Here is a 26,649-nt window from a genome sequence, read left to right on the forward strand (position 1 = left end):
TACTCCTGTTTATTATTTTTACATCAACATCATTTAAGCAACGGATTATATCGTGACAAATTCCAGATGGCTAGGTTCTGTGAGCGAATTTTTAATACGTTCAATTGAACCTTCATTACGAACGAAGTGAAGAAATCCAGAACAATATGTTAGCAAAGAGTCGATCTGGTTTGCTTCTCTCATACTCAAAATAACCTGTTTTTAAACATAAACTATTTGTTGTCCACAGAAGCTAAAGTTAAATTCGAAGCTTGTTTTTAATCCATGCACCGGATTAGCATGGTATTTCAAGCTGAAATTTATTGGTTTTATAAATGATGTACTTGGTTTAAAAGGGGATGAGCAGGCGTCAGGTGTTGTGGTTGAGATATTGAGAATAAATTAATAAATAGGCAGTACGCTGTTGCTAAAAAAGTCCATTTTTAATGGGCTTTTTTAGCAACAATTACTTGATTATGCATTACCTACGTACTTAACACCGAAATATGGTCCATATAAACCATAATCACTGTCAGCAACTTGAGATGCTGTGAATCCATTAACACCAACTGTTTGTAAGGCATTAAAGTAGTTCACTACCTGATAACCACCCTCAAAATTCAATACACCTTGAGCCATAGCATAAGCATAATTTACTCCGAGTTTAGCTTCTAAACTGGGAACAATTGCTTTTTTACTGCCATATCGATCAAATAATACAGCGCCTACAGGTGTACCAGTGAAACCATAGTCAAAACGACTTGTTCCATAAAGAATAGAACCTGCTCCATTCGCTGTAACACTGAATGAATCGGTTATATCGTATGAGTAATCAATTCCAACTACTGGACCAACACCTTTAAAAGCTGTTTTATCATATTGATACACAGAATCAATTCCTGATGGAATTAATTGAGCAGGTGATCGATAAAAATAGGAATAGGCATTATCATTTATGTTGGCATACTGCAATCCACCATAAAAACGCATGTTTTTAACCAAACCAAAATCAGCATGCTGGCCCAGAACAAGATTAACCTGATCAAAATAAGTATCGTCTTGAATACGGTAAGATGAAGATAATGGAGCCGCTAATTGTGAAAAGGGTATTAAACCGACAAAACCATCGCGGTTTGAATCATTTTTATAATGAACCCAGGTCATTGTTGCATCATTACCTGTATTAAAATGATAGGAACCCTCCAGGCGATACCCCCAATCCCACTCATTATTTACTTCACGATAGCCATTAAATGGTAAAGTATCATGTTGATATGCTTTATCAGCATCAAATATTTGACTTAAGTACAGAGCCTGTACACCAATGTCCCACATTCTTGCTTCGCAAGGAACGGTTACATTTCCAGGTGTACATACTGGTCCCATAGTGCCAGCAATTGCAAAGCTGCTTGCTGCCATTCCCAATACAGCTAAAGTCGTCTTTTTTAACATAAATACTCCCTTACGTAAAAGAAAAAAAAAGCCCATCACCTTAATGACGGGCTCTACAATAATTCTTAATTTAATAAGAAATTATACATTACCAACATACTTCAAACCAATGTATGGGCCAGAAGCTGAGAAATCAGTTTCAAAACCACCCAGTGTGTTTCCTATTGTATTATGCATAGCATTGAAGTAATTAAACCACATGTAACCAACGTCAAGAGTTAAGTCACCTTGAGCCATTGCATAAGTGTAATCAGCACCCAGTTTAGCTTCTACTTCTGGAACAATTGCATTCTTAGAACCGTAATTGAAGTTAAAGCCATCATTGAATTTGCTGGTACCAACTAAAATTGCAGTAGCTGCTTTAGCATAAATTCCGAAACCGTTACCAAATACATAGTTCATGTCAAGGCCGGTACGTGGTCCAAAACCACTGAACTCAGAGTTTGCATTAGCTAGGAATACGCCACTGTTATAGCGGTTGTGATCCATTTGGATTCGTGCATACTGAACACCACCGTGGAAACGCATTTTTTTGTTAGCACTGAAATCAACGAATTGACCTAACTCACCATTAACAGCATCCCATTTGATGTTGTGACGATAGTTATCAACTGAACCGAAGAAATAACCGTCGTTATCAGTATCTAAGTGATACCAGTTAACATTGATGTCATTTCCAGTGTTGAAGTGGTAAGAACCTTCTAGTTTGAAACCCCAATCCCAATCATGATTCCAATCTTGGTAATGGTGATAACCGTTAAGATCAACGCTCTCACGGTAACCCCAATTAGCATCATAAACAGGTTGTAAATACAGAGCGGTAATTCCGATATCCCATGCAGTTCTTTCGCAAGGAACAGTAACGTTACCTGGGGTGCAAACTGGTCCCATAGTACCAGCGAACACTGCACTGCTACCTAAAGCAAGAACAGCTACCGCTGTTTTTTTCAAATTTAACATGCTTATCTCCACTTTTTTATTATTAATTTCCGTTCGTTACCAATTTTATTAGTAATCAGCAACAGTACGCATTCTTCGCTCTAATCGAGAGCGTACCTGGATAAATTATCCAGCCGGACTTAAATAAAGTCAACAGTATTGCTGAAATTTCTTAAAAAGTTAACAAATTACACATTACCAACATACTTCAACCCAATGTACGGGCCAGAGGCTGTGAAATCACTTTGGAAGCCTGCTGGAGATGCGCTGTTATGCATCGCATTGAAGTAATCGAACCACATGTAACCAACATCCAGAGTCAAGTCACCTTGAGCCATTGCATAAGTGTAATCAGCGCCAAGTTTCGCTTCAACTTCCGGAACTATTGCATTCTTGGAACCGTATCTTAAATGAAGCCCATCATTGAAACTGCTAGTTCCCACTAAAATAGCTGCTGCACCTTTAGCATAAACACCAAATCCATTACCAAATACATAATTCATATCAAGACCGGTACGTGGTCCAAAACCGCTAAATTCAGAATTTGCATTGGCTGAGAAGACACCGCTGGTGTAAAAATTATGATCCATTTGCGTTCTTGCGTACTGAACACCACCATGGAAACGCATTTTCTTGTTGGCGCTGAAATCAACAAATTGACCTAACTCCACGTTAACAGCATCCCATTTATCGTTATGACGATAATGATCAATCGCATTAGAATAATAGCCGTTGTTATCCGTATCTAAATGATACCAGTTGACGTTAATGTCATTTCCAGTATTGAAGTGGTAAGAACCTTCTAGCTTAAAGCCCCAATCCCAATCCTGATTCAAATCCTGGTAATGTTGATAACCATTGAAGGAAGCAATTTCACGATAACCCCATTCAGCATCGTATACAGGTTGTAAATACAGCGCTGTGATACCAACATCCCAAGCAGTTCTTTCGCAAGGGACGGTCACGTTACCCGGGGTGCAAACTGGTCCCATAGTACCAGCGAACACTGCACTGCTACCTAAAGCAAGAACAGCCACTGCTGTTTTTTTCAAACTTAACATGCCTTGTCTCCACTAAATTATAATTGAGTTCCCATTTTATTGATAACTCACCTTTTAGAGTTGTCAATAGCATGCTTTCGTCGTTCAGGTTCGAAGCATGCAACGATATGAGTATCAGCACTGATTTTCAGGTTGTCAAGAATTTCGATTAAAAAAATGAATATTTTCATGGGGATAACATTTTTTTGGGCACGCAATGTAAATTTTGAGCAGATATTGTTTTTCTGAAATCGACTAAAACCAAACATCCATTGTTTCGTTTTTATATCATTGTATTCGCTTTTTAAAAATGGAATCCATGATAAAATTTCTAAACTTGGCTATTCACCCATTTAAGAACGCTCCCCCCAAATGGGTGATGCCAACAACTTTTTGTATATCGCGCTTTATACATGACCTACATATTTCAAACCGATATAAGGACCTGACTCTGCAAGATTACCTTCAAACCCTCCAAAAGGAATAGCAATTGAATTATGTGTTATTTTGAAATAATTAAACCACATATAACCTGCATCCAGAATCCAGTCGCCCTGAGTTTGCGAATAAGTATAAGCCGCGCCCAACTTAGCCTCAACTTCAGGAACCACCGCATTTTTTGAACCGTAGTTTAAGAAGAACCCATCATAAAATCGACTGCTTCCGACCAATACAGCAGTTGCAGCCTTTGCATAGACCCCAAAGCCATTTGAGAACACATAATTCATATCAATACCAGTGCGAGGCCCGAATCCGCTGAATTCTGAATCAGCATGACTGTTAAACACGCCTCCTCGGTAGTTATCGAGGTTGCCTTTTAGTTGTGCATACTGAACACCGCCATGGAACCGCATCTTCTTATTTAAACTAAAATCAACAAACTGGCCCAACTCAGCATTAACTACGTTCCATGTCAATTCGTGATGAAAAGTTCGATCAGCGATTCCAAAATAACCATTATTTACCGGATTTAAATACATCCAATTTACAGTGAGGTCATTGCCTGTATTGAAATGGTAAGAACCCTCCAGTTTAAACCCCCAGTCAAAACCATGATTCCAATCACTATAATGATTATATCCAGCCACAGGCACAATACTGCGGTAACCCCAGTTAGCATCTTCTATAGGCTGTAAGTACAATGCGGTTAAACCGACATCCCAAGCGGTACTTTCGCAAGGAACAGTTACATTACCTGGAGTACAGACTGGCCCCATGGTCCCAGAAAATGCCGCCCCGCTGCCTAAAACCAGTAATGCGACTGTTGTTCTTTTTAAACTCATCATGCCTCTCTCCATCGAAAATTAGTTAATTCCATTAGTTATAATGCAACATGCATAGCATTTTGTAGCTAAGATGCTTTGTTTTAGTGAGCGTTTTAATAACTATAAGAGTATCTAAAGTGACTATGAAAAAGTCAAGATAAAATAGAATTTATTGAATACTATCAGCAAGATAGCATTATTGGAAAGATTGGATTATTTTTTTATCAACTCAATGACAACACGGCGGTTTGCAGCACGCCCTTCATCGGTATCATTGCGTGCTATTGGCTTTAGTGCTCCAACCCAGGTGACAGACAATTTGCTTTTGGGTACACCAAGCCATATTAGATAGTTCTTTACTGCTTCAGCTCTGAATTGAGAAATGGCATTATTATACCCTTTGCGGCCACTCTCATCAGCGTAACCGACAACTCGAATCACATCGACCTGCATGTCTGCCGCAACATATTGAGCAATTCGACGTAACTGCGCTTTATCTTCATCCGTTAACATTCTACTGTCTATGCCAAAATGAAAGACCGTTTCTTTTACATCGTCATAAGAAAAGGGCAATAATCCGCCAAGACATTGTTGATATTTTGCATACACTTTCTGAAAGCGAATTGGTGAGAGTGCTACGGTAACGCTAAATCCTTCTTCTGATAAATAATTAAAATTTGCCTGATAGCCCTGGGATAAAAAAATCAGTAATTTTAAAGCAGGTTCCCGGCCTAGATAAATTCCATATTCACCGGGTTTAATATAAGAACGGGCAACGACATACGAATTGGTTAAAGAGGGTTTCCATACAGGAGGTTTAGCCAAAACCAGAGCAGGCAAAGATCTTTGCACTTGATCCCATTTGCGCAAAATAAAATGCGGCGGTTTTGTAGCGTATTGTTCAAAATATCCTATTCCATAATCTGGAATAGCCAATGACAATCCACATCGAAGAGGATTTCCACTCATTTTCCATTTTTCAGCTCCCATGGGACTGGCATAATCAATATGTGGCACCGCCATGGCACTTGTCATATAGAGCATACTGCTCATCATACCGGTTAGAATACTTTTGCCTGAAAAATGTCCAAGTGCCATTATTTGCTCATCCCAATGACCAAATTCATGATATCCTTAAGTATCGGCAATGTTGCAGGAATCTTTATTATGCGATCTCTACTTATTAACCGCCCGGATGACTGGCATGTTCATCTCAGAGACGGAGACCAATTAATCCATACGGTTCCAGCAACAGCACTACACTTTGCACGCGCATTAATCATGCCGAATCTTAAACCAGCTCTTACTACCTTACCATTAATACAAAGTTATCGAGAAAGGATAGTCGCAGCTACACCCACCGGTAATTCCTTTACTCCCTATATGACGTATTATCTCAATGAATCGGTGTCAGCTGATGAATTACACATTGCTGCATCAGAGCCTTATATTTTAGGAGCAAAATTGTATCCGGCTGGTGCGACAACCAATTCTGAAGCAGGTGCCAAATCATTAAGGGCACTTTATCCATTATTTGAGGTCATGCAGAGCAATAATCTGGTCTTACAAATTCATGGAGAGGTGACTCATAGTGATATTTTTGAACGAGAAGCATTATTCATCGATGAATATTTAATCCCCATAATCACTAATTTCCCTAAATTGAGAATCGTACTGGAACATATTTCAACCAAAACAGCTGTCGACTTTGTCAGTGATGCCCCCCAAACGGTTGCCGCCACAATTACTCCTCACCATCTTTTTTATAATCGTAATGATCTATTGGCCGGGGGATTAAAGCCCCACTATTATTGTTTACCTATTTTAAAACATGAGAACGATCAACGGGCTCTGCAACTCGCCATCAGCAGTGGAAATCCCAAGTTTTTTGCGGGCACTGACAGTGCCCCTCACGAAACATCAACAAAGGAGAGTGCCTGTGGTTGCGCCGGGATATATTCAGCACCCTTTGCTGTTGCCCTCTACACCCAGATGTTTGATGAGCTTAATCAATTAAATAAACTCAACGATTTTATGAGTGTGCATGGAGCCGAGTTTTATCAATTGCCCATAAACAAAGAACAGATTGAATTGATAAACACCCCTCAAAACGTTCCTGAAGTGATGCCTTTTGGGCAGGGTAAGGTAGTTCCCATGGCTGCTGGACAAACGCTGCTTTGGAGTACCCATGAAGAAAAATAATACTGTATTAAGCACCCATATTAAAGAGAGATTTCGTGGGTTTCTGCCTGTAGTTGTTGATGTTGAAACTGCCGGTTTAGTGCCGCATAAAAATGCGCTTCTGGAAATGTGTATTGTTCTCGTTGAAATGGATTCAGAGGGGCAACTAAAACGAGGAGATAGTTTTTTTGAGCACATCTTACCTTTTCCCGGGGCTGAATTAGACCAGAAATCGTTGGAATTTAATCAAATCGATCCCTTTCAGCCTCTGCGTTTTGCAGTAGAGGAACAAGTTGCTTTAGATCGATTATTTCAACCCATCTTTGCTGCCTTAAAAAAAACACGCTGCCAAAGAGCGGTTCTTGTAGGACATAATGCCTGGTTTGATTTATTGTTTATAAAGGAAGCAATTAAACGAACAGGGGTAAAATCCCCATTTCATGCATTTACCTGCTTTGATACTGCAACACTGGGTGGTTTAATTTATGGACAAACCGTGTTGGCAAAAGCAGCTCATGCAGCAGGAATCCCATTCGATCCTCAAGAGGCTCATTCAGCCATTTACGATGCGGAAAAAACAGCCGATTTATTCTGTGCCATGACCAATCAATGGCGTACATTGTCGATGTTGTAATTGCACGGTTTAATAAAAATCCGGGAACTTGTCTCATCATAAAATGAGACTAAGAATTCCCGGATTAAAGCGCATTATAAAGAGTCTGAATGTTCAGACAGATAAGCGGCAACACCTTGAGGAGATGCTTTCATACCGGCATCACCTTTTTTCCAGCCAGCAGGACACACTTCTCCGTGCTCTTCAAAAAATTGAACGGCATCTACAGTACGAATAATTTCATCAATATTTCGGCCAATTGGTAAATCGTTAACAATTTGAGAACGAACCATTCCATTAGTATCAATGATGAATGCACCACGGAATGCAACGCCGGCAACTGGATGCTCAACGCCATATGATTGACAGATGCTGTGAGTCATATCCGCAGCCATAGTATAGCGTACAGGTCCAATACCGCCATTTTTTACTGAAGTATTTCTGTAAGCATTATGAGTAAAGTGCGAATCGATAGAAACTGCGACCACCTCAACGTTTCTGCTTTTAAACTCTTCAATTCGATGATCAAGAGCAATCAGCTCAGAAGGGCACACAAAAGTAAAATCGAGAGGATAGAAAAAAACTACACCGTATTTGCCTTTTAAATGTTCATGTAAATTAAATTTATCAACGATCTCACCATTTCCCATTACTGCCGCGACAGTAAAGTCTGGTGCCTTACGCCCAACTAATACACTCATTCTATGATCTCCATTGCAATACGTGAGGTTGCCCTCACGCTATTATTGTCATTATGCAGCAATCGCATCACGTAACATGGGCTCTAGTTCACCTTGCTGAAACATATCAGCAATGATGTCAGAACCACCAATTAATTCACCTTTCACATAAAGTTGTGGAAAAGTAGGCCAATCAGAAACCTGGGGTAAAACCTGACGAATATCCGGATTAGCAAGGATATCAACATAGGCAAAGTCAACTCCACACGCTTCAATGCACTGGACTGCGCGAGCAGAAAACCCACATTGTGGCATCTTGGGTGTTCCTTTCATGTAAAGCATAATTGCATTTTCTTCAATTTGCTTTTTAATTTTATCTAAAGTATCCACTTATGCACCTTTTTAATAAATAAATCCCGCCAATTATGGCGAAAACCAGACAAGGTCGCAACTAATGAGTCGCATTTGCATTATGATGCAGCAAATCAACCATACTGGCAACCTGATGCTATTTCATAAATAAAGAGAGTTATTTGATAAAATAGTCAATTTGGACTAATAGTATACACCAAGTTTACAAAAAATAATAATCAAATGCTCTTTCAAGTACATTGAATATCGCATCCATCCTGCTACACTAATCGCTTTATGAATCGGAGATAACAATGACATTTACCCTGCCCCAATTACCTTACGCACTGGACGCTTTAGCGCCGCATATATCAAAAGAAACTTTGGAATACCATTACGGCAAACATCATAATGCTTACGTTACCAATCTAAACAAACTGATAGTCGGTACCGAATTTGAAGCGATGAGCCTTGAAGACATTATCATGAAAGCAAAAGGCGGAATTTTTAATAATGCAGCCCAGGTTTGGAATCATACATTTTATTGGCACAGTTTGAGTCCCAATGGTGGCGGAGAACCCAAAGGCAAACTGGCTGAAGCGATCAATAAACACTTCGGTAGCTTCACTGCCTTCAAAGAACAATTCACCCAGACAGCAGCGACAACCTTTGGTTCTGGTTGGGCATGGCTTGTCCAGGATGCAACAGGCGCTATGAAGATAGTCAGCACCAGTAACGCTGCTACGCCTATGACCGATGGGTTAACCGCTTTATTAACTTGTGATGTATGGGAACATGCCTACTACATTGATTACCGCAATTTGCGCCCCGATTACATTAATGCATTCTGGTCTTTAGTCAACTGGGATTTTGTAAGCAATAACATGAAATAATGATAAGGACGAAAGGGAGAAATCATGGCTTTAATTACGACCTACAATCCGATGCCCGTAACCTTTACCCATGGTAAAGGAGTTTGGCTGTACGATGAACAGGGAAAAGAATATCTCGACGGTTTAAGCGGAATAGCGGTTTGTGGTCTTGGCCATGCACACCCCGAGGTGACGCAAACAATCCAGGAGCAGGCAGCTAAATTATTGCATACCTCTAATGCTTTTCATATTAAGGAGCAAGAGCTGCTTGCGGCAAAACTTACCGCAATGGCAGGAATGGATCAGGTGTTCTTCGCCAACTCAGGTGCAGAAGCGAATGAAGCTGCCATTAAATTAACCCGTCTTTATGGACATAAAAAAGGCATTGAAACGCCTTCTATTATTGTAATGGAACGAGCCTTCCACGGGCGAACAATGGCTACTTTAACTGCATCCGGAAGCCGCAAAGTTCAAGCGGGTTTTGAACCCTTGGTACCCGGATTTATTCGAGCACCATTTAATGATCTTGATGCCATTCATACTATTGCTGCCAATAGAGAAGATGTAGTCGCAGTTATGTTAGAACCCATCCAGGGTGAGGGCGGAATTTATCCAGCGGAGGAAGGATACCTGCGCTCATTAGCCCAACTTTGTGAACAACATGACTGGATGCTTATTTTAGATGAAATCCAAACAGGAAATGGCCGTACAGGAAAACTGTTTTCCTGCATGCACTATGGGATTCAACCGGATATTTTAACTACGGCCAAAGGACTGGGTAATGGGATGCCGATTGGCGCCTGCCTCATGAGTAAAAGGGCTAATGACCTGTTTAAACCTGGCAATCATGGTTCAACCTTTGGCGGAAACTCACTGGCATGTGCTACAGCATTGACCGTATTGAATGTAATTGAACGCGATAAACTCTGCGAAAAGGTAACAAAAAACAGTGGGCTGCTTTTGGATAAACTAATTAGCAATCTCGGTGAGCATCCTCATGTCAAAGCCATAAGGGGCAAAGGCTATATGATAGGTATAGAGCTGGACAGACCCGCCAATGACATGCGTGCTCTCGGCCTTGCCAATGGAGTTTTGTTTAATATAACCGCAGACACTGTGGTCAGACTTTTGCCGCCATTGATTATCAGTGAATATGAAATTGATGAGTTGGTCGATCGTTTAACTCGAACCATCAATCAATTTACCGGGCAATTATAGCACAATCTCCTCACCGCTTTAAAAATACCGTTCAACTCTATTCTTCGAATTCCCGCGGCTTTGACCGCGGGATCCATTGCTTACGCTCGGTTGTTCTATACTCCATGACCAAAGACAGGAAAGTATAAGAAGTCCTTAGAAACTGCCACATTGATCTAATGAGCCCTTTTTCAGAGCAAGGCATAGACAAGAAAAATGCCCCAGGTAACTGCGGCATTAATACCAACAACAAAAATGGCCGCAGATGCCAAGTCTTTTGCGAGACCCGACAAAGGATGATGTTCCAAGCTAATCCTGTCTACAGTGGTTTCAATTGCTGAATTTAGCAACTCAACAATAAGTAGCAGTACTACTGAGCCAATCAAGAGTATCAATTCTACCGCGTTATTCCCAAGAACAAAGGCACAAGGAATGGCGCAAGCTAAAAGAACTAATTCAAATTTAAATGCCCACTCATAACGAAAAGCATATTTAAGACCATTCCAGGAGTTTTTAAATGCATTATAAAAATGAAGAATTCCTTGTACCATTTAGTTGAACACCCCTTTATTTTGCACGCCACCAGAACTGCCAATCATTTATTTTTTTCCGAACGCAGCTGGTGCAAATGCTGACTTATTTCGATAGCGTTATTCGTAAATATCCAATTTATACCTCGGTTTAACTCCCTGTACAAACTGTTTTTGGAATTAACAAAACCGACTCCCGAAACTTGATTGGCTTCATTAAGTTTTTTTCTTTTCTTGTTAGTTAAAAGTAAATAACTTCCCATTACGCCACCGTAATTTTCCCGGATACTTAACTCACAAAACTGGTTGACGTTATTATGAACGGCTACCAATAATAAGGACTTTCTTGGGAACAGCGTCAAAGAATCAAAAATAGACGCCTCTAAAGCCAGTAAATGAAAATCTTGGATGGGTGACAATCCCTGTAGAGTGTTCATCAATGAACGCTCATCCTTTATTGGTGATTTTAATTCGATAAACAAATGCAGATCTCTGCCGTACTCGGTGATCACCTCGGCAAGTGAAGGAATTTCTGGAACTAAAGAGCGTAAATCATTAAACGTCAAATCAGTAATAGTCACATCATGACCCCACAAGCGATTGAGGGTTCTATCATGATTCACAACAAAGACACCATCTGCCGTGGCATGTACATCTAATTCGATTCCCCAACACCCGGCATTTCGTGCCAAATGAAAAGATTCATGAGTGTTTTCGATGATTCCTTTGGTATTATTGTGAGCGCCTCTATGTGCAATGATCTTCGCTTGATCAATGTGCATTGACTGTGGCTTCTGTCGTGGAACCACAGCAAAGCAACCATCCATCATTTTTTCCGTTAACGTGAGTAACACCTTATAAATCCCTAGCTTTTGATGGTAAAGATTTTCATTTTATGCTGACGGGGATTAAAAGGCAAAATAGAACATCACAACAAAATAGATAAAAATCAACTACACTAGATGTATCAAGAGATTGGGTATTTTTCATAAGTCCTGCGAATCATAACAAGGAGTGTTTAAATGACTGTAACTATAACAAAACATGGAATGGAATTAATAAAAGATTCTCTGCTCAACAAAAATACTGCCTTTAGCACTGAAGAAAGAGATCGGTTTGGATTACATGGCCTGCTTCCCTCAACTATTGAGAGCCTTGAAGAACAGATTGTTCGGTGCCATGACGCTTATCACTTAAAAGAAACACCCCTGGAAAAACACATCTATTTACGAGCTCTGCAAGATTACAACGAGGTACTATTTTATCGTTTTATAATTGAAAATCTCGAAGAAATAATGCCCATTATTTACACTCCGGTAGTCGGTTTGGCTTGTGAGCAATTTTCACATATTTATCGGCAACCAAGAGGTCTATTTCTAAGTTACCCAGTTCGGGACAAAATGGATGAGATTATCAAATCGATCGCCTCATCACGAACTATAAGCGTTATCGTCGTCACAGACGGAGAGCGGATACTCGGCTTGGGTGATCAAGGAGCAGGAGGATTAGGGATTCCAATTGGAAAATTATCACTTTATACCAGTTGTGGTGGTATAAAACCGTCTGAAACGCTCCCGATCATCCTGGATGTTGGTACCAATAATCAGGAGCGCTTAAAGGATCCGGAATACATTGGCTGGCGGCATGAGCGAATTACAGGAAAGGAGTATGACGATTTTGTCGACCAATTTGTCCAAAGCATTAAAAAGCATATGCCCAATGTTTTATTACAGTTTGAAGATTTTGCACAACAACATGCTTATCCATTACTCGAACGCTATAAAGATCAATTATGTACCTTTAATGATGACATTCAAGGCACTGCTGCGGTAGCTGTCGCAGCGATTATTGCTGCAACGCGTGTTGCCGGTACGCCCTTGAAAGACCAACGCATCGCACTGTTAGGTGCAGGATCTGCAGGTTGTGGAATCAGTGAACAATTAGTACACGCCATGATGAGTCAGGGCTTATCTGAAGCGGAAGCTCGTTCTCGTTTTTATTTAGTAGATAGAAATGGCCTGCTTCATGATGGCATGGCCGATCTATTACCGTTCCAAAAAGGATTTACTCAACCCTTGGATTCATTAAAAAGCTGGAACGTACACAATTTAGAGCAAATCAGCTTAAACGATGTCATCATTAATGCAAAACCAACGATACTTCTCGGTGTGTCTGGACAACCCAAACAATTCACTGAATCGATGATCAAATCAATGGTGGGTTATTGCCAAAGACCTATTATATTTCCATTATCAAATCCAACATCCCGTGTAGAGGCTATTCCTGAAGACTTGCTGCATTGGACTTCTGGAACTGCATTAATTGCAACTGGAAGCCCATTTGATCCAATAGAATTGAACGGGCAAAAGTTTGATATTGCTCAGTGCAATAATTCATATATATTCCCAGGAGTGGGTTTGGGAGTTGTTGCAGGTAAAGCCAGAAGGGTCACTGATGATATGATGATGGCAGCCGCCATAGCTTTAAGTGAATTAGCACCTGCAGTAGAAACGGGTGTAGGTCGCCTTTTGCCTGAACTGTCATCAATCAGAGAGGTCAGCAGACATATAGCCAAAGCCGTAATCAAACAAGGCATCAAAGAAGGACATATAAGTGCAATGAATGACCTTGAAATTGATAAAGCCATTGATGCAACAATGTGGACGCCCCATTATGAAAGCTACATATAACAGGGTTTTTCAAGACTGTTGGACGGATGGTCTGACAGTCTTTTATACACCACCTCAACCGGGTTTTGATAAAACCAAAATTCCAGCGGCTTTGTATCCGGTAATGAGGTAATGCGCTGCTGATATCATGGTAAGTACACAGTAGAGCGAGTTGGCGTTATTTTTAGTATTAACTATTCCATTAGCAGGGCGATCTGTGTAAAAATAATGCTCTGTTACTACCCATTCTTTTGGCCAGTTTCCTATATCATATCAACCTATTAATGAGACCCATTTATGCCCCAAATTACCACTAATCTGAATCGAGCTATTCTTGATTTAAAGAATGGAAAACCTGTTGCCATTCCAACAGAGACCGTTTACGGATTAGCTGCGCTGATCAATAAAGATAAAGCGATTAAAGCAGTTTTTGCCATGAAGAACAGGCCATTGAATCATCCGTTAATTGTTCATATAGCAGAAGATTGGGATTTGAATGAACTGGTAGACGAAATCCCGGAATATGCACAAATATTAATTAATACATTCTGGCCTGGACCTTTAACTCTGGTATTCCGCGGCAAAGAGAACCATATTAACCCCTTAATTACTGGCGGCCAAACCACTATAGCCATAAGATGTCCTGCACACCCGGTTGCCCAAAAACTATTACAAAAACTGAATAGCCCTATAGTTGCTCCATCAGCCAATCCTTTTGGCAAAGTCAGCCCAACAACGGCCTTACATGTAAAGCAATCCTTCAAAGATCAGGAGTTATTAATTTTAGATGGTGGTCGATGCCGCGTTGGCATTGAATCGACTATAGTGGATGCAACCAATCCTGAGACATATCAAATTTTGCGCCACGGGCTCATTGATGAACAAGCGATAGCCGCTGTTGTTCCCTCTCGTTACGCTGCCAAAGAAACCAATATTCGAGTACCTGGCAAATTAGAGAGTCACTATCAACCGCAAAAGAACTTATACTATTTTAAACAATTTGAAAAACTGTCCAGCTTTTGTCAAAGAAGAGAGGGTGATGTTTATGTCATCGCCAGCAAACAACCCGAGGGTGTAGAAGACGAGCTGTTTCATCTTCTGGCAGACAATCCTGAAAAAGCAGCTTATGACTTATATTACCAGCTCAGATATGCTGATTCTTCCCATGCCATCTGCATCGCCATAGAGCTTCCACCAGAAACGAGCGAATGGGAAGGCGTCAGAGAACGAATTTTAAAAGCAGGGTTACCCTACTCAAAATAAAAAAATATTGACATAAGACTCTATTTTGCGTAACGTAGCGCACTATGCCGAGGTGGTGAAATTGGTAGACACGCTAGCTTCAGGTGCTAGTGGGGGCAACCCCGTGGAGGTTCGAGTCCTCTTCTCGGTACCATTGAGCAAGTTTAAAACACTTCTTAATGATTCGCAAGTATGCTTAAAGCATTGATTATTATTGAAATAATACAGACTTCGTCTTCTCAAATCTTTCTCAACTTTTCGTTATTTTTCATATTGATCTTCCCTCAAATAGCCGGACACCTTGTTTACGAGATATAATCTTATCAACAAGGAGTAATCATGGTAAGACAAGTTTATACAAAAGAGTTCAAAATTAAAGCTATTGAACTACTGGAATCAAGTAATAAGCCATTAAGACAAGTAGCCAGAGAGCTTGGTGTAGCAGAAAATAACCTATATAACTGGCGCAAACAATACCTTCTCAAACAAGAGAAAGTATTCCCCAATCAACCTCAATTAAATGAAAAAGACTTAGAGTTAAAGCGATTGAAAGCGCGCGTAGCGGAACTGGAAGAAGAGCGAGAAATCTTAAAAAAGGCAGCAGCGTTTTTCGCCAAGGAAGGCCAGCGAAATACGCGTTAATAAAAGAACAATCGGCTTTCCATCGTGTACAAAAGCTTTGTCAGGTATTGGGCGTATCCAGTAGCTCCTATTATGCTTGGTTAAAAGGTTCTGAAAGCTCACGCATACAAGAAGATAAACGTTTAGCAGTTTTATATTTGATATAGCTAACTTTATGAGCGAGGAATTTAGACGTGAACTATTAAGTTTATTTCTTCAGAAAAACAAGGAGTTCAAAGATTTTAAAAAACTTGAGCATATATCAAGAACAATGAGCTGGTCTGGAAGTAGAATGCCAATTTTAGAGAGAGAAAAGAACTATCTTATGAGTCTTTTACCCTTGTTCAATTCAGTAGAACTGCTAGAGCATAAGGCTTATGTGGAGAAGCAAATAGAATATATAGTTGAATCCATTGAAAACGAGAAAAAAAAAGGACTTTTTAGAAAGCAGAGATTAAGTGAATTCAATTTAACTAAGGAATCTAATGAATAGCACCACAAATAAAAATCCTAATAAGCAGATCGCTTCATCTGTCGTTTCAGCCATGGTGGGGAAGCCAGCTATATCTGCAACAAGAATGACAACAGGCGATCAATATTTTGTGTTTGCAGTCAAAACTGCCGACGCAGAATATGTTATTCGAATGACTGATACCAATCAAAAAGCAAAATTTCTCTCCGCAATCTATTGGCAGGAAAAACTATTACCGCTGGGAATACCTCTTGCTAAATTTATTGACTCAGACTTAGAGGGAAAACATTCGCCTTTTCCTGCTTTGCTTATGATGCGCCTACCCGGTGATGACTTGTGTAATGTCTATTCAAGTTTGACAGATATAGATAAAAAAAATTTAGCTACTCACATGGCAAAAATTCAGGCAACTGCCAGTACACTTCCTCTAGGCATAGGTTACGGTATCACTGATAGTTATGAGCATGTTCCAGAAGAAAGGTCTTGGTATGATTTTTTGCTTAATCGGTTACATTTATTTAAAAATATTATAGCGAAAACTGGTTGTTTTGATCCTGAGCAAATCACAAAAGTAATTACCATTGCAAATCATATGAAAGATGAATTATCTACTGTAACTGCGATACCTTTTTTGTGGGATGCCAGCGAACGTAATGTGATTGTCTCTAACGGTAAGATCACCGGGATCGTTGATGTGGATGATATCTGTTTTGGTGATCCATTATTTGTAATAGCATTGACGCATGCTGCTCTAGCACTTGAAGGCCTCGACACCTTATACACAGATTACTGGGAACAAGCATTGCATCTGGATAAAAAAGCCCAATGTCGCCTTAAGTTTTATCGACTATTTTATGCAGTTGTATTTATGCGTAAACATGCCATGCAAACAACCAATAGCAAAAAAGTAATGTTCGATACAGAAAGGCTTTATAGGATATTTCAACAAGCCTTGAAAGAAATGGAGAACAACTTACACTAATAAATGACAACAATATGCGAGCCTCAACCAAAATTAATACTTCTATAAGTATCAGTTATTCTGGCTGGTTCAGAAACAATTTCTGCAACCATACATTAATTTCATCTAAAAGGTCATTAATTTTTTCAGGTAAATTAAGTTGTTTTTGAATTGCTCCTAATCCACGAATATGCCTAGACCAGAAACCCTGTAATCTTTCCAGGCCTAAGCTAACAAACATAATAGGTAGCATCATCCCAGTACCGCGTTGAGTAAATGTGGTGTGTAGCGTGCCTCTCAAGATAGTTGGGTTTAATAAGCCCGGCTCCCAAATCATTAAAATAACATCATGATAGTCCTTCATGCGGCTATTATTACTACCTTTCGAAATAATCGTTTCAAGTTTTTCTGAAAAAATAGATTCCACTGGATAAACCATCATCGTAATTTCACCAACAAATAAAGGCTTCCCTTTGTATTCAAAAGGACGAAAATCTTTTTCATTTGGGATGACTTGATCACCAACCCCAATATCAATGTGAATCTTATCTTTCATACCGCCGAAGAATACCTGTAGTGTTGCGCGAAACCCGGTGTAATCCATATGTGGTTGAGACAATACTTCCATGGAGTCCCATTCAAAGGAAAACGCATCATCAACTGGCGTAGCAATAATATCAGAGATAGCTGCTTTTACTGTTGAGAATTCACTGTGAATTTTTGTCATTAAAAAATCAACATCTACTGTTTCTCGTCCAATGGTAATGTACTGTGCTAATAGCAATCCGCCTTTGAAAATAAACCATTCTCGAAATGCTGAGTTTGCTAACCTAGCTAAAAATCGTTCCAGCAAGAGTTGTTTCCACACTTCGTTGAAGGTTACTGATTTTTCTTGAGCGATTGTTTTAAGTCGAGCTTTTAACGCGGCTTCATTCATAGTGTCATTGCCAGAAGGTAGGATTCAATATTGACTCTCATTTTCTTTGCATAAGTCCGAAGCTTTTCAATGTCTATTCTTTTTGCAAGAGGTTGTTGAAGGCTCGTTCTAAGCGCCTTTAATGCTGTTTCTTTACTTAAGTATCGAAATGCATCAAGAATTGTACGCTCTTTATCAAAGATTGGAACAGCTGTTCCCTCTATATCTATACTCGTTTTGCCTAATGTATAGTTACGCATGCGCACTACTTTTACAGACGCATTTGCCTGATGGCGTGTCCCATGTCTAATGGCTATCCAATGCTGTCTTGGTATTTCATCTGTAAGCTCATAAAGAGCAAGGGCAGAAGTAAGGCAAATCACTCCATCCTCGGTATTTCTAACAGCAACTACTAGATCCTCCCACTGAAAACTAATCATGGTAGGGGCCATTATCCCACGGTAAAGCCCTCGACCTAGTCGCTCTATATCGCCTGTATGTATATAATAAGCAAGCTGTTCTGAACTAACTCCACAAGCTTTAGCCTCTTTGCTTGTGAAGCTCATTGCAGACAGCAGCTTCTTTAGTTTTTCAAGTGCAATTTTAGGTTTCATTCTATTAATTTAGCAATTGCACCCACAAACGTCAATTGGGTGCAGTTACTAAATTAAAAACGGGGAAAATTCATAACTGATCGTATCTTTTCGTAATCATTCAAATCAGCTATCATACGCAATGTTGGGTAAGATCTTGGGTAAGCTTTAAGTCCTAGCCGTTACAATCCAATAAAATCAAGAGATTAAGAAAAGGTTCAAGTCCTCTTCTCGTACCCTTACTTTAGTTCGCAACAGTTCAATTAAGTATATAACTCCCTGATTTATATCGTATTTTGCATAATCATTTTAATTAATGTCAGCCAATAGTGTTTGTGATTGAAATTAAAGCCGCCTACAACTGGTTGAGCATGATCCAGATGGGGGAGTAGTACATGATTAATATTGGGCCAAATTAAATCATTCAAGAAAAATTGGCCATCATGGGCGCATGCAGGACGAATCTCATTTAGTCGGTCATGGAATGAATCAAGCCACAGGGTGGGTTGTACAGACCAGGAAGCCGTTTGAATCACCGGAAAATTAAATTGCTGTTTTTCTACTGTCTTGATGAGCTTAGGCCATACTCTTGATGTGAGTTCTTCTCCACCCACTCTAGCCCGGATAGCAGACAACATCACCCTTTGCATTTTTTCAGATAAAGAACGGTACCATGAGTAATTTGTTTTTTGGTGTTCCCCGTGCAAAATGCTTTCCAAAACAAAAGAAGAGCCATAGGCAGTCTGCGACATGATTAACGCATTTGTTTTATTGCGAATGTCTTCATGTTCAGTTAATAAACTCAAACATTCCAATCCGCCTCGACTGTGGGCACAGAAAATAAAATGTTCCCGGTTTTGACGATGCTTTAATTGCTGATACATCATCTGAACATTGTCTTTGTAGGAGCCCCCTGCTGTTTGTTTCATTATAATCGAGTCGTAACCTAATCGTCTTAATAAATGAGCAGGCTCTTTAAGACTTTTTAGCAGGTAGCGGCCTAAATAACCTCTGACAAAGACAATCGTGACGTTTTTATTTAATCCATCAAGTCTTTTTTCCAAACTCTTCAATCCCAAATTCCAAATATCACAAAACTGGTGTGTGATGTTTTGGGAAGCATGAAGCTTCAGGTCAGGTGTGCTTGGAAAATGACTCAAATAATTATCAAATCCCTCCGGTTTCCATGGTTCTTTAAAAGCCATCAGAAATATCTCTTCTCTAACTTAGATACATCTTGAGGAAAAACGACGGGTGGACGAAACACCAGAAGATAACGATACCAAAGGGGCTGTGTTTCCTCTTGATTGCTTTTTCGATAGAGCTCTTGCCATGGCATTGCCGGGTGACGGTGATGAGTCAGGTTGTAATTGAAATTAAGAAACAATGCTCTGATCAACCAAGGCGCTCTGAGATTATAAGCACCCTCAACGACATGAATGGGAGTGTGTAAATGATAAACCCATTGCAAGGTAGACCACGAAAAAGCAAATGCACCATAAGCCAACAAGAAAGTCGACCCATGCCAAGGGCCAAAAAATACAACTAAAGCCCAAACAACAAACAAACACCCTCCTTCAACGCGCATGCGCAACCAATCAGCACGGGTAAATTCCTCAAACGCGGCAGAATAAGTATTAAATCGTTTATCACGAGCTATTTTTTCAGCAAATGAATAGGGAATAAAAGGCGTTATCATCGGGAACAGGAAACACATAAACCAAATTCCGCCTAAAATGGCAAAATAATATCGTCCTATTTTTCCCCATTTACTTTCATCATCGTGAATGAATTCTGCTCTCTCAGCTTCGGTACGGTTTCGGCGATGATGCCCCCAATGTTGTACTCTTAAGAAAGTGGCTGAAGTACCAAAAAGAGTAGAAGAAAGGCATCCTATTAAATAATTCAATTGTTTATTGTGATGGGCATTTCGGTGGCAAAATTCATGCACCATTGTAAAAACCCCTTGCATGAGCATACAAAATAAAAATACTGCTATTACTCGTACAGCCAAAGGTAAGGAATGCTGATCAATGGTATTCAATAGAAAAAACCAGGCCACAATTTGCAGAGATATCACAATCAAATTCATAGAACTATAGCGCCCTAAAGAATCGTATTGCGGCTCAACAGGACTCACCTCATCGATGCCTTCTACCTTATAAGTTCCTTTCATTTTATTTATTTACACTCCATATATGTTGTATTAATGTTTTTCCTGGGCGTTGTTCTGCGTTGGCAAACCTCTTTGGCAACTCATCCCAACTGATATTGCTCTTGCGATGATGCTCTTGATGATAGTTAATGTTGTAAGGCCAAATAAAAAACGCGCCCAACCAACTTGGCGCCCATGAACAGCTACCAGAATCTGTATCAGTTGTTCTTTGTGTATGTTCCGCAAAGCTGCGAATCTTCTGCAGCAATTGGGTGACCGTTAAATAAGGAAGAAACCATAAAAACAAGACGTGCATTATTGCTGTCGGCCAATAGTGATAACCAAAGCCAATCACTGCGAAAAGGAACATAAACTGAATATAAAGGTCGTTATAATATTGGGTAACAGGCAGATTTATATCGTTATTACTGGAAGTTCGATCTTTAATAAAAAGCCACAACATCCTGAGAGAATTCCAAAGCAATAAATCACCTAATATCTGTTTAAGCAATAAACGGGTGCTCAGTGCTTGATAGTTCCATGGCTGATGTCGATATAAGTACCGCTTTTCTGGATCATTTTCAGTTCCCAAATGCTGGTGATGGCTAAAATGTAACGAACGATATCCGTGAACCGGCATAAAAAAAGGGACTCCAGCAAAGCAGTTAATAATAAAGTCATTTAAACGCTTATTTGAGGAAATCAGGTAATGCACTCCATCATGGTAAAGTGCTAATAAGGCATGTTGCCGAGACGCGATAAAGATGATGCCCAATGTAAAAATCGCAGGATGCCAATATCTTATGATGAGCGTCATCGCCAATGCTATCAGTGATATCTCGGTCACTAATGCCCCAAGGGTTCGGACATTTAACAATTTTTTTTGTTTTTTTGCATATAAGTAATACATTGCGGTCAATACAACAATGGCAGCCAACAGAATTCCAGAAACCACGTCCAAAACAAAATGCTGCTTGGTCAGTAAAGTTGACAAGGCTAGCAAACAAAACCAAACGAAGTAAAAAACAGAAATTTTGCGCCAAAACGAGGTGACTTCTGGTGGCCTTTTTTGACCAGCAATCATAAACGCTCCGAGGGCGATGGATAATGGAAGCGCCACATGCCCGGAGGGAAAAGCACACAAAATAGTGTCTTTAGCTTGTAAATAAGCTAAAAAAGAATATTCTGGAGCCGAAATCCGCTCAAACAATCGGGTTGGAACGAGAGTGTAGATCAGAACATTAATTACCCCACAAGCCATAGCACTATAAAATACTGAAGAAAAACCTGGCTTACCTCTGGCAACCAAAATTAAAACAGGAAGCAGGAAAAAATAACTCAAGTATATATAAACTGACTGCGGAATCATGGGGATGTATTGATCAAAATTCAGTTCATTAATTACAAAAGGTTCATAAATGGGATGATGCGATGCCAATGAATAAAGAATTCCCGTTATCAGCGTATATATAAGAAAATGAATGGTGTATTTCATAGCGTGGCAACCTCCACATAAGGCACACGATCATCCAGGTCTTCATGGTTATCGTAATCGACCAAAAAAAGGCGGCCAGCATAGGGAATGCCAGGAAACTCAGCAAGAAGCGAGGCACGTTCATCACGCTCATGTATTCCAGTTACTAAATGAGTGAACCCCTGACTTCTGGCGCGCCGCAAACAAGCGCGGAGCAAAACTCGATGATCCTCGATGCTGTCAGAGGCCACAAAAGCCATGTACACGCTCTTAATATGCTGTCCCGCCTTGGGAAGGCCATAAGACAAAAAATGGTTAAGCATTGGTCTTAACCACCGATAATACCCGCCATAATGAATCGGAACTGTCTGGCGAAATGAGCTTTGATCCCACAGGGCAGCTACCGCTTTTATTTTAGATCCCTGCCTTAAAATTAAAAAATCGTCCACTTTAAAATTTGGAAATTTTCCAGATGTAAAATCAGACTCGGAGTAATAGGGGGCTAATTGCTGTTTATTTTCATTCAGTTTCGCACAAATCTCTGGTAGCGTATTCAAAGAACCACGCTCCAATTCAGGACAACGCGTTAACTTCCTCATAGTAAATAATAATGGGGTCAAGACTCTGCCATAATCGCGAAATCGGGGAAATCCTTTGTAATTTGAGGCAAGAGAAGTTAGTGCGCGCTGATTATCGTCACCAATGACGGCGGTATAATAGGGTATTGGATTGTCATGATGAAGTTTTTTTAAAAACCGATTGGCTTGCAACAAAGCAAATCCATTTCGTGATGATTTGGCAATTCGAAAATCGGCCAGATATCCTGTTTCTTGTACCTGACCATTGACCTGACTTAAACGTGTAGCGCGTATACCTGATACTTTGATTGTCCCATCTGTGGTGCCAACAAAAGTCTGTACCTTGTCGCCTTGAGTTTTACCGATATTAAAGTAATTGGGTTCTCGTGCAAAAACCAGATCTACAGCCCCCTCCATTGGAGTTTTCCATAGATGTCTTCTGAGCAAAGCTTCTTCATCAGGTCCTGCTAAATCAAATTTCATGAGCGATTCTCTCTGCTAAATCAATTGAATGGACCAAGGCTCGAGGCTTGACATCTCCTGGCCGTTGTCCAGCCCTCACACAAGCGTCATAATAGCGTTGAGGCAAATCCGGGCAGTAACGAGATTGAACCGGAGCAAGTTGCCCCAACTGACGACAATAGTTGTAATGAAAAGATTCTTGTAATGCTTTTTCTACTTTATTGGCTAATTCCGAGTCATGAATGCTTTGATGATACAGAGAATAACACGGTGTTTCTCCCCATTGAGGTAGCAACAGAAAAAATGAATCATCAGGAAGATGCTTATCAAAAACACTTTGCACAAAACGTTCAGATAATTTTTCCCCACACAGATCACTCATTGCGTCACCCCTCCCTTTAAATTGAATACATAGAGGGGCTGTAACTTCAACTACATCACCCAAGCCATACCGTACAAGACCGTTCCCACTTGTTAACAGGACTTTGTATTGGCCTCCAACAGTTAATTCGTCCGCCAGATAGCAACGATCATTATCATCTACAAACTCCAGAAAATGAGAGGTTAAAGCAATGACAGGATCGGGTTGTTCAAACAAAGGAATACTAATCACTCCTTCTGTGGCCATTAAGCCCTTAAATTGTATTTCTATTCCGGGAAACAGTATTTTTAATTCCGGAATAAATCGTTTCGCAGCAGCATCTCCCCAGCAACTGATAATTTTTAAATCTGGCCATAAATCCTGAGAACAGATCCCTTTTGGTAAATACTGCATTAATGAAATCAGAAAAGAAGGGCTCCACACTGAAATAAACCGTAAATCCCTGTACCCGGCAAGTTGTTGGATACTCTTGTTTTGCCAATCATCCAGGGGTAATTGTGACACAGCTTCAGATGTCATCGCCAGGTTAGGCCCGATGAGGCGTTGAGAAAATCTGCCTAAATACTCGCTATCATCCGTAATGCCTATGGGTATATTGCCCTCAGTGTATTGCTTTGTTCTAAGCATGGGGCTAATGGACCAATATTGGGATCCTTTCATTAATTCGGGTCTATTCGTGAACAAATCATACATCCAGGCAGAAATCGATCTCCTGAATTCATTCAGAAAACGATGATTGTATGGAATATATTTTACAGGCCCCGAAGATCCCGAGCTTGTTTCAAAAAACAGAGTTTTATCCGTACTAAGCACATTACTCTGACCTTTTTTAATTGCTTCAATAGGTAATTCAAAATCTTCATAATCCTGTTTAGGTACCCGATCGCGAAACTCTACAACGCTTTTTATGGATGCATATCCATATTTCTTACCAAACTGGGTATGTTGGTTACGCTGCAAAAAATCCATTAAAATTCGCTCTTGGGTTTCACGAGGTTCCAGCATCGCCCGTTTAAATTGTTTAGCGGCAGGTGCATTCATCCGTGTCCACAAGTAATGGCGTACAAATTTTTTATACATTGGAAACATCACTCTCTTTTTTGAAACAATAGGTTTGTTTGACCTTTTGTAAAGCCGCCTGGGCTGCTCCCAAATTATTTTCAAATGAAAATTCTGTGAGACAAACTAACTCGTCACCTGACAGATATCCGGGATTTTTTTCAAGGAAAAAGGCAACATGAGGATTTTTAAGCTTTCTTTCCGGGGGCTGAGCAATTGATTCGTGCAAACACTCTCGAGGCACAAAAGGACGAACTAATCCATTCGAGTATTCATCAGGAAATTTAATCAGCCCAAGCGTATCGATAAGTTGAGTCTCAAAAGGGGGCGTTTTTTTATCATATCGAGGATAAAATTCTTTATAAAATAAAGGTAAAAACATATAAGTTCGATATCCGCTGGAAATGAGATACCAATATAAAGGAACATCCGGTTCTGATAGCTTTAAATAAGCCATAAAATGACTCCAGGTTTTAGAGAGAACCCCTGAGCCCCAAAAATCTTTTTCAATGATGGTATTGCCACTGAACACCGCACGAACGGGTTTCCCTTGAAAGACCAAATCGTACAGCATCATGGTTGTAAAGCCTTGAATGGTGCGGTCGTGATCTTTCATTAACAAGACCCATTGTTTTTCATTGAGATCCTTATCAAAAGTCTCTCTATCTGTTTTAGAATAATATTTTATGAAAATGTCATACAACCGTTGTCGCGTGTTGTGATCGCACTGCTCGACCAACTCAACAGAACCGTGTAATTTTCCTTCTTCTATATTTATTTCTGATATCATAAATTTAACTCTCTTTCGAACACACTAATGGCCTCGTTGTCATCAAGAGTTCCATCAGCTGCATTCTTTCTTAGCGATATAATGTGTCGACCTAACAAATCCGCATTGGTGTGTAAAAATTGCGGGCCGAAACGTTCCGTTTGTTGTCCTATTTTTTTTAAAAGGCGTACATCCTGGAGAATAACGTGTCGACAATACGCGCGAAGGATGGGTTTACATAACATTTTTGGCAATGGTAAATTCCAGGCAATATGAGTGGTCACGTTGACGATACCTTCATCTTGCCTGGTGCACTGAGAAGTAATGAGAAAAGCTCTATTATTTGAAAAGGTATAGTCCACCCGAGATATGGACGGCAAATAAAATGCATCGGTATGGCGCATTTGAGTGCCTTTGGGAAAAAACAATCGGGGACCAATTCCGGTGAGTACCGGCTCATTCAAAAATTCAGCTTTCACAGAATGTGAATCTTTTGTTATACGGGCTTTTACCGCTGTAAGACTACCCTTCCTGAATAAACCTGGATGGACGTATACAGTATGCGGAACATCTAAAAAATTTTCTAAACAGGCAACAACAGACGCTTCAAATTGGGTATGCATAAAGAAATGCCCCCATCCTTTTTCACCGTAAAATGGAAAAGAAAAGGGAGGGGATTTAGGGGGTGAATGACCAATGTATACCCAAATATGTTCTTCTTGCTCGAGGGTGGGAAAACTGTCTATGGATAAGGTTTTGGATTTAAGGGGATCATGGTCGCATAAAGCCGGCTGGGAAACGACTTCCCCTTTCCCATTATATCGCCATCCATGATAAGGACATTCAAGTGTTCCCTGTTTAACGCATCCATTTGAGAGCCTCATCCCTCGGTGTAAACAGTGATCAACCAAGGCCTGTACTTGGCCGATTTCATCTCGGAATAAAACTAAAGTTTTTCCTTCGACAACACGACGGATAGGGGCTTTTTTGACTTGCTTTGAGGTTGCTGCAATATACCAACCATCGAGAAAAACATCCATTTACATCACTCCATGTAGGCTGGAATCCCTCATACATCGTCAATCGAGCAGTCATTTTAAGGCATTCCTTTATAAATCCAGTCAAATTTAGCATATTATTCAATAAAAATAACTTTTTTCAGAAACAGAAATTATTTAATCAGACGTGCATCATGTG

27 protein-coding genes and 1 tRNA gene are annotated in these 26,649 nt (G+C 40.0%); 10 read left to right on the top strand and 18 right to left on the bottom strand.

Annotated features, from left to right (window positions below):
* Window positions 1-453 precede the first annotated feature (453 nt).
* From G543_RS0101085 to G543_RS0101110, 5 genes are all read right to left on the bottom strand, one after another.
* Entirely contained in the window at window positions 454-1,431 is a 978-nt protein-coding gene (locus tag G543_RS0101085) for an Lpg1974 family pore-forming outer membrane protein (protein WP_028382879.1), read from the bottom strand.
* Between the two features lie 81 nt (window positions 1,432-1,512).
* A complete protein-coding gene (locus G543_RS0101090) occupies window positions 1,513-2,391 on the bottom strand; it encodes an Lpg1974 family pore-forming outer membrane protein (RefSeq protein WP_028382880.1) in 879 nt (292 codons plus the stop codon).
* A 167-nt stretch (window positions 2,392-2,558) separates the two neighbouring features.
* On the bottom strand, window positions 2,559-3,431 hold the full coding sequence (locus G543_RS0101095; RefSeq protein ID WP_028382881.1) for an Lpg1974 family pore-forming outer membrane protein: 873 nt from the start codon (window positions 3,429-3,431) through the stop codon (window positions 2,559-2,561).
* A gap of 386 nt (window positions 3,432-3,817) precedes the next feature.
* Window positions 3,818-4,696, bottom strand: coding sequence for an Lpg1974 family pore-forming outer membrane protein (locus G543_RS0101105; RefSeq protein ID WP_028382882.1), 879 nt, complete (start codon window positions 4,694-4,696; stop codon window positions 3,818-3,820).
* A gap of 192 nt (window positions 4,697-4,888) precedes the next feature.
* Window positions 4,889-5,773, bottom strand: a complete 885-nt coding sequence (locus G543_RS0101110; RefSeq protein WP_035921130.1) for an OmpA family protein — start codon at window positions 5,771-5,773, stop codon at window positions 4,889-4,891.
* 69 nt (window positions 5,774-5,842) lie between these two features.
* On the opposite strand from G543_RS0101110, the gene pyrC reads away from it, so the two are divergent.
* Together pyrC and rnt are read left to right on the top strand one after the other, a co-directional pair.
* Window positions 5,843-6,877 (top strand): dihydroorotase, encoded by a 1,035-nt coding sequence (gene pyrC / locus G543_RS0101115; protein WP_028382884.1) that lies wholly within the window; start codon window positions 5,843-5,845, stop codon window positions 6,875-6,877.
* Window positions 6,864-7,490: a ribonuclease T gene (gene rnt / locus G543_RS0101120; protein WP_028382885.1), complete on the top strand. Its 627-nt coding sequence runs from the start codon at window positions 6,864-6,866 to the stop codon at window positions 7,488-7,490. The genes pyrC and rnt overlap by 14 nt, the downstream gene beginning before the upstream one ends.
* A gap of 74 nt (window positions 7,491-7,564) precedes the next feature.
* On the opposite strand, the gene G543_RS0101125 is transcribed toward rnt, so the two are convergent.
* Together G543_RS0101125 and grxD are read right to left on the bottom strand one after the other, a co-directional pair.
* The gene (locus G543_RS0101125; protein ID WP_028382886.1) at window positions 7,565-8,170 is read right to left on the bottom strand and encodes a peroxiredoxin; all 606 of its coding nucleotides are present in this window, start codon (window positions 8,168-8,170) and stop codon (window positions 7,565-7,567) included.
* Between the two features lie 51 nt (window positions 8,171-8,221).
* Window positions 8,222-8,491 carry a Grx4 family monothiol glutaredoxin gene (gene grxD / locus G543_RS0101130; RefSeq protein WP_233588627.1) on the bottom strand — a complete coding sequence of 90 codons (270 nt, stop codon included), beginning with the start codon at window positions 8,489-8,491 and terminating at the stop codon, window positions 8,222-8,224.
* A 323-nt stretch (window positions 8,492-8,814) separates the two neighbouring features.
* On the opposite strand from grxD, the gene sodB reads away from it, so the two are divergent.
* Window positions 8,815-9,393 carry a superoxide dismutase [Fe] gene (gene sodB / locus G543_RS0101135; RefSeq protein WP_028382888.1) on the top strand — a complete coding sequence of 193 codons (579 nt, stop codon included), beginning with the start codon at window positions 8,815-8,817 and terminating at the stop codon, window positions 9,391-9,393.
* A gap of 24 nt (window positions 9,394-9,417) precedes the next feature.
* Window positions 9,418-10,590, top strand: coding sequence for an aspartate aminotransferase family protein (locus G543_RS0101140; protein ID WP_028382889.1), 1,173 nt, complete (start codon window positions 9,418-9,420; stop codon window positions 10,588-10,590).
* Window positions 10,591-10,760: 170 nt separating this feature from the next.
* On the opposite strand, the gene G543_RS0101145 is transcribed toward G543_RS0101140, so the two are convergent.
* Both G543_RS0101145 and G543_RS0101150 read right to left on the bottom strand, forming a co-directional pair.
* Window positions 10,761-11,120, bottom strand: a complete 360-nt coding sequence (locus G543_RS0101145) for a diacylglycerol kinase (RefSeq protein WP_028382890.1) — start codon at window positions 11,118-11,120, stop codon at window positions 10,761-10,763.
* A gap of 44 nt (window positions 11,121-11,164) precedes the next feature.
* Window positions 11,165-11,953, bottom strand: coding sequence for a glycerophosphodiester phosphodiesterase (locus G543_RS0101150; RefSeq protein WP_028382891.1), 789 nt, complete (start codon window positions 11,951-11,953; stop codon window positions 11,165-11,167).
* Window positions 11,954-12,121: 168 nt separating this feature from the next.
* Between G543_RS0101150 and G543_RS0101155 the strand changes: the two genes are divergently transcribed.
* The 6 genes from G543_RS0101155 to G543_RS0101180 all read left to right on the top strand — a co-directional run bounded on the left by G543_RS0101155 (window position 12,122) and on the right by G543_RS0101180 (window position 17,085).
* The gene (locus G543_RS0101155; RefSeq protein ID WP_028382892.1) at window positions 12,122-13,789 is read left to right on the top strand and encodes an NAD-dependent malic enzyme; all 1,668 of its coding nucleotides are present in this window, start codon (window positions 12,122-12,124) and stop codon (window positions 13,787-13,789) included.
* 276 nt (window positions 13,790-14,065) lie between these two features.
* Window positions 14,066-15,031: an L-threonylcarbamoyladenylate synthase gene (locus G543_RS0101160; protein WP_028382893.1), complete on the top strand. Its 966-nt coding sequence runs from the start codon at window positions 14,066-14,068 to the stop codon at window positions 15,029-15,031.
* Between the two features lie 46 nt (window positions 15,032-15,077).
* Window positions 15,078-15,164, top strand: a tRNA-Leu gene (locus tag G543_RS0101165).
* 185 nt (window positions 15,165-15,349) lie between these two features.
* On the top strand, window positions 15,350-15,652 hold the full coding sequence (locus tag G543_RS0101170) for a transposase (protein WP_003636813.1): 303 nt from the start codon (window positions 15,350-15,352) through the stop codon (window positions 15,650-15,652).
* A 154-nt stretch (window positions 15,653-15,806) separates the two neighbouring features.
* On the top strand, window positions 15,807-16,124 hold the full coding sequence (locus G543_RS0101175; RefSeq protein WP_028382894.1) for a hypothetical protein: 318 nt from the start codon (window positions 15,807-15,809) through the stop codon (window positions 16,122-16,124).
* The gene (locus G543_RS0101180; protein ID WP_028382895.1) at window positions 16,117-17,085 is read left to right on the top strand and encodes a phosphotransferase; all 969 of its coding nucleotides are present in this window, start codon (window positions 16,117-16,119) and stop codon (window positions 17,083-17,085) included. Before G543_RS0101175 ends, G543_RS0101180 begins: the two co-directional genes overlap by 8 nt.
* A gap of 55 nt (window positions 17,086-17,140) precedes the next feature.
* Here the strand turns inward: G543_RS0101180 and G543_RS0101185 are convergent, their stop codons facing one another.
* From G543_RS0101185 to G543_RS0101225, 9 genes are all read right to left on the bottom strand, one after another.
* Window positions 17,141-18,001 (bottom strand): nucleotidyl transferase AbiEii/AbiGii toxin family protein, encoded by an 861-nt coding sequence (locus G543_RS0101185; RefSeq protein ID WP_028382896.1) that lies wholly within the window; start codon window positions 17,999-18,001, stop codon window positions 17,141-17,143.
* A complete protein-coding gene (locus G543_RS0101190; RefSeq protein WP_242602595.1) occupies window positions 17,998-18,546 on the bottom strand; it encodes a type IV toxin-antitoxin system AbiEi family antitoxin domain-containing protein in 549 nt (182 codons plus the stop codon). The genes G543_RS0101185 and G543_RS0101190 overlap by 4 nt, the downstream gene beginning before the upstream one ends.
* Window positions 18,547-18,857: 311 nt before the next feature.
* Window positions 18,858-19,778, bottom strand: a complete 921-nt coding sequence (locus G543_RS0101195; RefSeq protein WP_028382898.1) for a hypothetical protein — start codon at window positions 19,776-19,778, stop codon at window positions 18,858-18,860.
* Window positions 19,778-20,749: a fatty acid desaturase family protein gene (locus G543_RS0101200; RefSeq protein ID WP_115343574.1), complete on the bottom strand. Its 972-nt coding sequence runs from the start codon at window positions 20,747-20,749 to the stop codon at window positions 19,778-19,780. The genes G543_RS0101195 and G543_RS0101200 overlap by 1 nt, the downstream gene beginning before the upstream one ends.
* Before the next feature lies 1 nt (window position 20,750).
* On the bottom strand, window positions 20,751-22,223 hold the full coding sequence (locus tag G543_RS0101205; RefSeq protein WP_028382900.1) for a fatty acid desaturase: 1,473 nt from the start codon (window positions 22,221-22,223) through the stop codon (window positions 20,751-20,753).
* Window positions 22,220-23,263 carry a hypothetical protein gene (locus tag G543_RS0101210; RefSeq protein WP_028382901.1) on the bottom strand — a complete coding sequence of 348 codons (1,044 nt, stop codon included), beginning with the start codon at window positions 23,261-23,263 and terminating at the stop codon, window positions 22,220-22,222. The genes G543_RS0101205 and G543_RS0101210 overlap by 4 nt, the downstream gene beginning before the upstream one ends.
* Window positions 23,253-24,704, bottom strand: a complete 1,452-nt coding sequence (locus tag G543_RS0101215; protein WP_162145872.1) for a GH3 family acyl-acid amido synthetase — start codon at window positions 24,702-24,704, stop codon at window positions 23,253-23,255. Before G543_RS0101215 ends, G543_RS0101210 begins: the two co-directional genes overlap by 11 nt.
* Window positions 24,697-25,473: a hypothetical protein gene (locus G543_RS16820; RefSeq protein ID WP_051190542.1), complete on the bottom strand. Its 777-nt coding sequence runs from the start codon at window positions 25,471-25,473 to the stop codon at window positions 24,697-24,699. Before G543_RS16820 ends, G543_RS0101215 begins: the two co-directional genes overlap by 8 nt.
* The gene (locus G543_RS0101225) at window positions 25,470-26,492 is read right to left on the bottom strand and encodes an aromatic ring-hydroxylating oxygenase subunit alpha (protein ID WP_028382903.1); all 1,023 of its coding nucleotides are present in this window, start codon (window positions 26,490-26,492) and stop codon (window positions 25,470-25,472) included. The genes G543_RS16820 and G543_RS0101225 overlap by 4 nt, the downstream gene beginning before the upstream one ends.
* Window positions 26,493-26,649 lie beyond the last annotated feature (157 nt).

The sequence above is a fragment of the Legionella moravica DSM 19234 genome, from assembly GCF_000423305.1.
Lineage (GTDB): Bacteria > Pseudomonadota > Gammaproteobacteria > Legionellales > Legionellaceae > Legionella > Legionella moravica.